The sequence below is a fragment of the Streptomyces sp. DSM 15324 genome (genome assembly GCF_001514285.1).
Lineage (GTDB): Bacteria > Actinomycetota > Actinomycetes > Streptomycetales > Streptomycetaceae > Streptomyces.
On record NZ_KQ949054.1, the window covers coordinates 7782 to 9079 of the forward strand.

2 protein-coding genes are annotated in these 1298 nt (G+C 70.9%); both read right to left on the minus strand.

Annotation, left to right across the window (positions count from 1 at the left end; all coding sequences use genetic code 11):
- Positions 1-675: beta-ketoacyl synthase N-terminal-like domain-containing protein (locus tag AQJ58_RS40040; RefSeq protein ID WP_199844807.1), on the minus strand; the 675-nt coding region annotated here is incomplete at its 3' end.
- Positions 676-735: 60 nt separating this feature from the next.
- Positions 736-1298, minus strand: a 563-nt coding sequence (locus tag AQJ58_RS40045) for a phosphopantetheine-binding protein (RefSeq protein WP_234360477.1), incomplete at its 5' end; no start/stop codon positions are given.

Consider the following 1298-nt stretch of genomic DNA (forward strand, 5'->3'; position numbering starts at 1 on the left):
GCACTCACCCGCACGCAACGCCTGCGCCGCCAGATGCAGCGCCACCAGCGACGACGAGCACGCCGTGTCCACCGTCACCGCGGGACCTTCGAGGCCGAGGACGTACGAGACGCGTCCGGAGACCACGGAGGTGGAGTTACCGGTCAGCAGGTGGCCCCGGACGTCGTCGGGGATGTCGCCGAGGCCCGCGCCGTACTCCTGGTTGCTGCATCCGACGAAGACTCCGGCGCGGCCGCCGCGCGCGGACTCGGGGTCCACGCCGGCGTGCTCGAAGGCCTCCCAGGACGCCTCGAGGAGCAGCCGCTGCTGGGGGTCCATGGCGACGGCCTCGCGCGGCGAGATCCCGAAGAACGCCGGGTCGAAGTCGCCGGCGTCCAGGACGAAGCCGCCCTCACGGGCGTAGCTGCCGTCCACGCGGCGGGCTTCCGGGTCGTAGAGCGCCTCCGTGTCCCAACCACGGTCCGTGGGCCAGGGGGAGATGGCGTCGCCGCCGTCGGCCAGGAGCTGCCAGTAGTCCTCGGGGGACCGCACCCCGCCGGGGAACCGGCAGCTCATGCCGACGATCGCGATGGGCTCGTCCTCGCGGGCCTCCAGCTCCTGGAGCCGGCGACGCGTCTCGGCCAGGTCTGCGGTGACCCACTTGAGGTAGTCCCGGAGCTTGTCTTCATTCGCCATTGGAACTTGCCCCATACGTCGTATCGGTAGGAACGATTCGGCCTGCTGTGACGCGGGCGCTCAGGACCGGCCGAGTTCCCGGTTGATGAAGTCGAAGATCTCGTCGTCCGAGGCCGCCTCGAGGTGCTGGGAGACGGAGGCCTTGGGATCGCCCTCAACCTGATCACCCAGCTCGGTCAGCATGCTGCGCAGGCGGGCCTTCGCGAGAGTCCTGGCGCTGTTATCTGGGGAAAGCCTTGAAATCGTGGAGGCCAGCCGGTCGAGCTCGGCGGCGAGGACGATCTCCGGGTCCGTTTCCTCGGAGCCGAACAGCTCGGCGTCGAGGAAGCCCGCCAGATGACGGGGGGTCGGGTAGTCGAAGACGAGGGTGCTGGGCAGCTTCAGGCCGCTCTCGGCGGCGAGCCGGTTGCGCAGCTCGACGGCGGTCAGTGAGTCGACACCGAGTTCCCTGAAGGCCTGGCCCGGTCCCACCTCCCCGGTGTCGCCGTGTCCCAGTACCTGCGCCGCCAGCCTGCGGACCAGGTCGAGCAGCGCCTGCCCTCGCTCGTCCGCGGACTGCCCGCCCAGCTTCTCCCGCAGCCCGGGCTCCCCGTCGCGCTCCTGCCCGGCGCGGGCCGTGGTCG